Source organism: Xanthovirga aplysinae, assembly GCF_009711365.1.
Taxonomy (GTDB): Bacteria; Bacteroidota; Bacteroidia; order Cytophagales; family Cyclobacteriaceae; genus Xanthovirga; species Xanthovirga aplysinae.
Map to the genome: position 1 here is coordinate 1 of NZ_SMMB01001068.1, position 7,334 is coordinate 7,334.

Genomic DNA, 7,334 nt, shown 5'->3' on the forward strand with positions numbered 1-7,334 from the left:
TTTTTGATCTTATTTATACCTATCACTCTACTATATTTTATTATTCCAAAAAAGACTTTTGCTCAAGAAAAAATAATTGGAAAGGTAGTTAACTCCTCAGGTTTACCTATAGAGTGAGCAAATGTTGTCCTTTCACAACCTAAAGATTCCTCATTTGTAAATGGAGGATTGACTAATGAAGAAGGTATCTTTGACCTAAACGAAAAAAAAGGAAATTATATCCTGACCGTTTCTTTTATTGGTTATTCCCCTTATTCTCAAAAAATCCTTGTCGAAGACAAGCAAATAGACTTGGGTAACCTCATTTTGGAAAGAGATGAAAAAATACTGGATGCGGTGACGGTTCAAGGAACAAAAAGCCTAATTGAACATAATAGCGATCGTTTAATTTTCAATGTGGAGAGTAGTGTAGCTGCTTCTGGAGGAAATGCCTGGCAAATTTTAAGTAAAACGCCCGGAGTAAGAATTGATAGAGGAGAAGAGCCAAACATTGTTGGTAAGCAAGGAACAATGGTTATGATTGACGACCGAGTAATGAAACTTTCCCCTTCCGAGTTGAAATCACTACTCCAAAATATGTCTGCTGACCACATATCTTCCATAGATGTAATTACTTCTCCTTCTGCCAAATATGAGGCCCAGGGTGCTGGAGGTATTATTCAAATAAAAAGAAAAAAAAGTCAGTCTTATGGTATTACCGGAAATCTTAACTTAGCCTATGACCAAAGGGTTTTTGATTCTTATAGTGGTGGGGCTAACCTCAATCTAAGAAATGAAAAATTTGATATTTATGCCCGTTATTCTCAAAGCCAGGATAAAAATCAATGGGGAGATGATATGGGTATGTTGATTGCAGATAATTTGGTTCAGGTGGATTTACTTGGAGAAGGAGGAGGAAATGCTTATAAAATGGAAGGGGGAATTGATTATCATATCGATAACCGCAACGTTATTGGCCTTCAATTAGAACACTCCACTTCCAATTATAATTTTTTAGACCGGACCGAAAATAGAACAGGTAGCTTACAACAGCCTATACAAACGTTTGAATCTGCTATGGATGGTGAGGAAGGAATGAAGGCACTTAATCTACATTATAGCAATGAAATAGATACTTTAGGCCGGTTACTAAAAATTGACCTGGATTATTTCACCAACAAGAATAATACAGCCCAAAATTTATTTGACAATGGAATCAAAGCTAATGGTGAAAAAAATGGTGAATTATATTCCAGCGGTAATTCCCAGCAGGATATGGTTTTAAAGTCTTTTCAGATTGATTATATCCATCCTTCCAAAAAGGGAATACTGGAAATAGGCACTAAAATTAGTTATAATTACCGGGAAAGTGGTTATGATTTTTTTCAGGTGATCGGTAATCAATTGGTAAAAGATAAGGATGTGTCTAATCAATTTAATTTTAAAGAAACGATTGGGGCCCTCTACGCCAATTATAAAATCTCCTTTAAGGATAACCTGAATCTAAATGGAGGTCTAAGAGGAGAATATACCAACACCCAGCAATCTTCTCTTCACCAAATACCTAGGAACTATAAAAAAGAATACCTGAATATATTCCCTTCTATTTCAATAAACTATCAAACCAGGAAGGAGAATCAATGGGTTTTATCATACGGAAAGAGAATTCAAAGACCAATGTACTTTAGTTTAAATCCTTTTCGCTTTTATGGTAATCCATTTATCTACAGTGAAGGAAACCCTTTCTTAAAACCGTCCATTGTGCATAATACGGAATTGGGTTTTATATTAAAAGGTAATTATTCAATAAAAGTCTTTTATCAATATTTGGAGGACCCATTTTTTGGTCAAATTCCTCAATGGGATGAAGACAATGATCTTATAGGATTAAAACCAAATAATTTACCATCTTCACACAGATATGGACTTAATTTATTAATTCCAGTTAGTTTGACAAATTGGTGGAGTTTAACAAACACCCTCAATGTAATGATGAGAGATGAAACCTTTGTTTACTTAGGAGAGGATGTACATAATCAGGTTTTATCTGCCCAATTCTCTATTTCAAACAGCATTAGCCTACCTAAAGGCTTTAGAGCCGAAATAAGCGGGTGGTACAATTCTCCTCATACACAATATGTATTCAATTATAGAAGCACATACGATATAAGTTTTGGAATAAAAAAGTCCGTACTTAAAGATAAAGGAACACTTGCCTTAAATGCAACCGATTTATTTAAAGGTAATTTTTCTCCTAGTAAAATGGACCTTAAATATTTAAAAGGAGAAAGATTGTCTACTTGGAATTCTCAGTCTTTACGGATTTCCTTTTCTTATCGGTTTGGAAAAAGTACGGTAAAAACTATCCAAGAAAGAAAAACCAGCAATCAGGACGAAAGAAATAGATTATAAGATAAAATATTGAATTTTATCTCATTTGCCATATCACCCCCAAAAGATTGGTAAAATAGAGTTAATTCTTCTTTTTAAGTTTTTCTAACCTAAAGGAAAAAGTACCCCTAGTAGTTTCATTTATTTGACAAACAATTAGGGGTAAACTTTTCCGCTAAAGTTGTTTCTTTTATAAACCCTGAAATCCCAAGTATTAAATTCGAGCTACCCCTTTTTCCAATTTTTTTGTCATTTTTGCTTTTATGTCCTAAAAAAACCTTGATTTTCTTATTTTTGAACACGCTCATACTTTTTTAAGGGAAAAACATAAAAGTTAAAATTTTTGAATACCTGGAAAGCTGTCATATATCTTTTAGCATCTGGGCAAGGACTATTAGTAAGCTTGGCATTATTAAGCCGTTTAAAGAAAAATAAATCATCCTTTTTTCTTGGCTTGATTATAATGATTTGCTCTCTTGAAATGCTAAACTTTTGGGGAATGCAGGTAAAATACCATGCATCACCCACGGCCTTTCCATTTTGGGACTTTATAAGCTACCTTTTTTTACCACCGGCTCTTTGGCTTTTTATAGAACTCAACACTAATCCCTCCTTTAGGTTTAAAAAGAAAATGAGTTGGTTATTTGCTCCAGCAATAGCTCAGATTTTATTTTCAATGGGATTAACTATTCTAGTGCGAATTAATAAAATTGATCGCACAATTAGTTTATTAGAAATCAAACCTTACTTTTTCATAACTGAGGTGGTCCCAATTTTGGGTATGTTTGCTGGCGTTTTTCTGTTCGGGAAGAGATTATATTCCCTTTCACAGCAAGTAAAATCATTATCTAACTTCCCTACTTTACATTTAGTGAAACTCTACTCTTTATTCTTTTTCTTTCTTCTTATAACTATGCTATGGGCAGCAGGTGTCTTGTGGGAGCTCCCAATTTTTGAATATGTGGAAGTACAACTAGTGGTTTTCCTCTTTCTTTTGGGCTACATTGGTTACTTTAAACCAAACTTCTTTGAAGTTCCAAAAATCTTATTTAGAGAAAATAAAAAACCAATCAGTGCTTTTTCAAACTACAATGATGAAAAGGCATTAGAACACTTAAATAAGCTTTTTAAGGAAGATGCCCTGTATACCAGACCCAAACTTTCCCTTAAAGAGTTAAGCACGGAACTCAAGCTTCCAACACGCTACGTTTCATACCTTATCAATACTTATCATTCCACTAATTTTCACGAATTTGTAAACTCCTACCGAGTTAGGGAAGTCATCCAAAAATTAAAAAAGGAAGAAGAGCAACACAAAACCATACTAGCTCTAGCATTAGAATCTGGTTTCAGCTCAAAGTCATCCTTCAATCAGGTATTTAAAACCCATACTGGCAAATCACCTTCTCAATATTTATCCCTAAAAAAACCATAGCTATTAACTAAGCTTTTAATTTATACCATTATAAAAGTGATGAGAATTCTAATTTTGAATTGTATCAAAATAAACTATCATTTCTTAAAACTTATTTGAACTTTAAAGTAAGAAAGATATTCTCACTCCAAGTTGAATAACGCCAAGAATAAATATTACTCCCAATAATAATTTACGATAGCGGTCCTCTGAAATCTTTTCCCTATGTTTGGTTGCTAATTGAATTCCTACATAGAGAGGAATTATTCCTAACAAAGACACCGAAATAGACTGCACCGTAAGAATTGAAGCATGTTCTAATTGAATCAACATAAATAAAGTTGAAAGCGTAAAAGACAAATTGGTGCAACATACAATCTGATTTTTTACATAAGGAAGTGACATAAAATAAGGAATAATAGGAAAAGTCTGTGCTCCGGTAAGCCCGTATATAATCCCCGTTGACCCTCCAACAAGAAACTGAGCCCCAATAAACGCCCTTCCTTTTATTGGGAACCGAAAATAGGGTTTTAGCCAGGCCCAAATGCTATAGCTTATTAGAGAAAGGCCCAGTATTACATTAGCATAAAAGGAAATATTACTTCCGTTGGATAAATAAAGCCAGCGAACACCAAAATATACTCCTGGTAAAGAGGAAAAATATAAAAGCCAGTGTCTTTGAATGGCTGACCAAAGTGGCCTTGTTTTTAAAAGAACAAAAATATTACTAATAAGAGAAGGAACGATTAATAATGGAATAATCTGCACAACAGGGTAAAAAATTGCAAGAATCCCCAAACTCACCGTAGAAAAGCCCACGCCACTTAACCCTTTGTAGTAAGCAGAAAAAAGAAAAACAATGAGAACAGTTATTACCTGAATTACATCCATCTAATCCACCTTTACATATTTAAAATCTCCTTTTATATCGATGGGTAGTAAGTGGGACTAATTTCTATTGTAAAAAAAACATTCAAAGATTAAAACTCCTTTCGATTTTTCACCCCTTGAACTCTATGTAAATTTTACCAGACAACCCATAGAATTAAAAACTTTACACTCACCATTTATAACTATCTTTTTCCCCACTTGGAAGCCATTAACAGTTATTTTTTAATAGGTGGAAAGCTTTGAGCTCATGGATTTTTCTTTTCTTCTTTTTAATAATTCACCATTTAAATTGAGATAAATAGACCTAATCTTCACAATGGATTTTCAATTTTCCTTTTTGTTTGACTAAACTCATATTTCACTCTCTCCTACAAATTAACCAAAAGCCTCACTTCATAGATAATTTCTCTTTATAGATCTTTTCCTTTCCTCCCCAATACTCCAACCTAAAAAATAAAGTCCGATAACGCCCTTTTGGACGTCCAAAATGTTGTAATCGGGCGCTTTTTACCCCTATCAACCCTTTTTTGTGGCATCATTTGATTTATTATTTTTCACCCAAATCAATACAAATATGAAAAAGAGCACCATTACAAGTTTGCTAATTCTTGTTATTATTTCATCCGTGGCTACACCCATGCAATTCGAAAAGGAGCAAAACTCAACAAAAACCATTCAAGTAGAAATTAATAAAAATGTGGAATTCCTAGGGCTACTTAATTTCCTGGGATATAAAGGAAAAAGAATGGAATCAGAAAATGGCTCCTTTACCAGAGATGGAAAACAAATCAAATGGAGAGATTGGAATGCTTATGGGTGGTATCTCTATAAAAAATACAAACCATTTTATGAAAGCACTCACCTATCCCAGGCAATGGAGCTAGTCGGAAATATCGAATACGGTTATTTTATCCGTTTAGTTCTTCAATTAGAAAACTTTCCTCAGGCAAAAATCACCAATAATTTACCCAAAGGGAGCTACATCCAATTTTCAGATAAAAGAGACCAAAAAGAAGCCTGGAAGAATGCCGCAAAATTCCTTGACGCCTTGAACAGGTTTTATAAAGAAATAAATTTTGATGAATATTGGGAAACACATAAAGCCATTTACCAAAACACGGTTGAGCAAGTACGAAAGGTTTTACCATCTGAAAACTTCATCAAAGAAATGGAGAAATTTTATCAGGGAAAATTTGATAGCTACATTCTTATTCCTAGTCCTTCCACTTCCACCAGTTCAGGTTTTGGATTGAAATTAACCGATGGAGAAAAAACCGATATCTACAATGTGTTTGGCCCGTTGTGGTTCCAAAAATTTAAGAACTCTTCTGACCTAGATATGGGGTTTGGGAACAAGGATAAGGTAAGAGAAAAAAGCACACATGAATTTGGTCACTCATTTGTAGATCTTGCCATGAATAAAATTCCAAGAAATTCTATAAAAGCTACGGAAAAATTATTCCATCCAATCCAGGAAGCTATGGCCGACCAAAGCTATTTAGATTGGGAAACATGTCTGGATGAACATTTTACCCGCGCAGGAGAAATCATAATAGCCGAGAATATGGAAAATTGGAAAAGTGCAGGATTTCTAAGACATGAATATATAGAGAACCGAAAGTTTATATACCTGCCAATTATTCTGGAAGAATTGCAAAAATATAATAGAAAAAAAGAAATAAGCTATCAACAGGCGGTGAATAATGCTATGGAGAAATTAATAGAATTGGCCAAATCTTAATAAAACAGTAAAAACCGGGCTAGAAAGTTCGGTTTTTTTCTTTAAAAAGTACTTTCAAACATTCCCTGCTAACTTCTGGGATGAAACTCCTGCACCACCTGTTTCAAATATTCCCGGTCCAAATGTGTGTAGATTTCGGTTGTGGTAATAGACTCATGACCTAGCATTTCCTGAATAACTCTTAAATCGGCTCCACCTTCAACCAAATGTGTTGCAAATGAATGTCTGAATGTGTGGGGACTAATATTTTTCTCCATTCCGATATCTTTTGCCAGGCGCTTTACTATGGTAAAGATCATCACCCTGCTTAATTTTGCTCCTCTCCGATTTAAAAAGACGTAATGTTCATTCCCTGGCTTAATGGCCATATGAGGACGAATTTCTTTTATATATATATTAATATATTTCATTGCATCTTTTCCGACCGGAACTAATCGCTCCCGATTACCTTTCCCCACAATTCTTAAAAATCCAATATCAAAATGCAGATCAGCCAATTTTAAGGACAACAACTCAGAAACTCGTAGTCCGGAACAATATAAGGTTTCAATAATTGCCCTGTTCCTTGCCCCTTCAGGGGTGGAAAGGTCAATAGAATCCAATAGCTGTTCAATTTCAAAGAATGATAAAGTATCAGGAAGCTTTCGTCCCAGTCGAGGTGCCTCAATTAATATGGTAGGATCTTGGGGAATAAGCTCTTCATTTAAAAGGTATTTGTAAAAAGCCTTTACCCCCGAAAGTATTCGCGCATGAGAATAGGGCGACAATCCAAGCTCCACAATATACTCCAGAAATTGTTGTAAGTCACCAGCAGAAAGGACCAAAGGGTCTTCCCACCCCCTCATCCCAGCATATTGTTGAAGTTTATCCATATCTTGCATATAAGCCAAAATGGAATTTTCAGCCATACCACATTCC

General features: G+C 34.6%; 5 protein-coding genes. 3 read left to right on the forward strand and 2 right to left on the reverse strand.

The genetic code is table 11. The features are described from left to right. Positions 1-168 precede the first annotated feature (168 nt). Both E1171_RS11940 and E1171_RS11945 read left to right on the forward strand, forming a co-directional pair. The gene (locus E1171_RS11940; protein ID WP_155206235.1) at positions 169-2,391 is read left to right on the forward strand and encodes a TonB-dependent receptor domain-containing protein; all 2,223 of its coding nucleotides are present in this window, start codon (positions 169-171) and stop codon (positions 2,389-2,391) included. Positions 2,392-3,001: 610 nt separating this feature from the next. Next, positions 3,002-3,805, forward strand: coding sequence for a helix-turn-helix domain-containing protein (locus E1171_RS11945; RefSeq protein ID WP_187696416.1), 804 nt, complete (start codon positions 3,002-3,004; stop codon positions 3,803-3,805). Between the two features lie 102 nt (positions 3,806-3,907). Here E1171_RS11945 and E1171_RS11950 read toward each other — a convergent pair whose 3' ends face one another. Further along, complete coding sequence (locus E1171_RS11950; RefSeq protein ID WP_155206237.1) at positions 3,908-4,675, reverse strand: sulfite exporter TauE/SafE family protein; 768 nt, start codon at positions 4,673-4,675, stop codon at positions 3,908-3,910. Between the two features lie 574 nt (positions 4,676-5,249). Between E1171_RS11950 and E1171_RS11955 the strand changes: the two genes are divergently transcribed. Next, positions 5,250-6,416, forward strand: coding sequence for a DUF4932 domain-containing protein (locus tag E1171_RS11955; RefSeq protein WP_155206238.1), 1,167 nt, complete (start codon positions 5,250-5,252; stop codon positions 6,414-6,416). 68 nt (positions 6,417-6,484) lie between these two features. On the opposite strand, the gene xerD is transcribed toward E1171_RS11955, so the two are convergent. Further along, a partial coding sequence (gene xerD / locus E1171_RS11960; RefSeq protein WP_155206239.1) for a site-specific tyrosine recombinase XerD occupies positions 6,485-7,334 on the reverse strand: 850 nt, incomplete at its 5' end.

Excerpts from the sequence above, each read along its gene's own strand:
- E1171_RS11950 (WP_155206237.1), bottom strand. The coding sequence starts at position 4,675 with ATGGATGTAATTCAGGTAATAACTGTTCTCATTGTTTTTCTTTTTTCT.
- E1171_RS11955 (WP_155206238.1), top strand. The coding sequence starts at position 5,250 with ATGAAAAAGAGCACCATTACAAGTTTGCTAATTCTTGTTATTATTTCA.
- E1171_RS11945 (WP_187696416.1), top strand. The coding sequence starts at position 3,002 with ATGAGTTGGTTATTTGCTCCAGCAATAGCTCAGATTTTATTTTCAATG.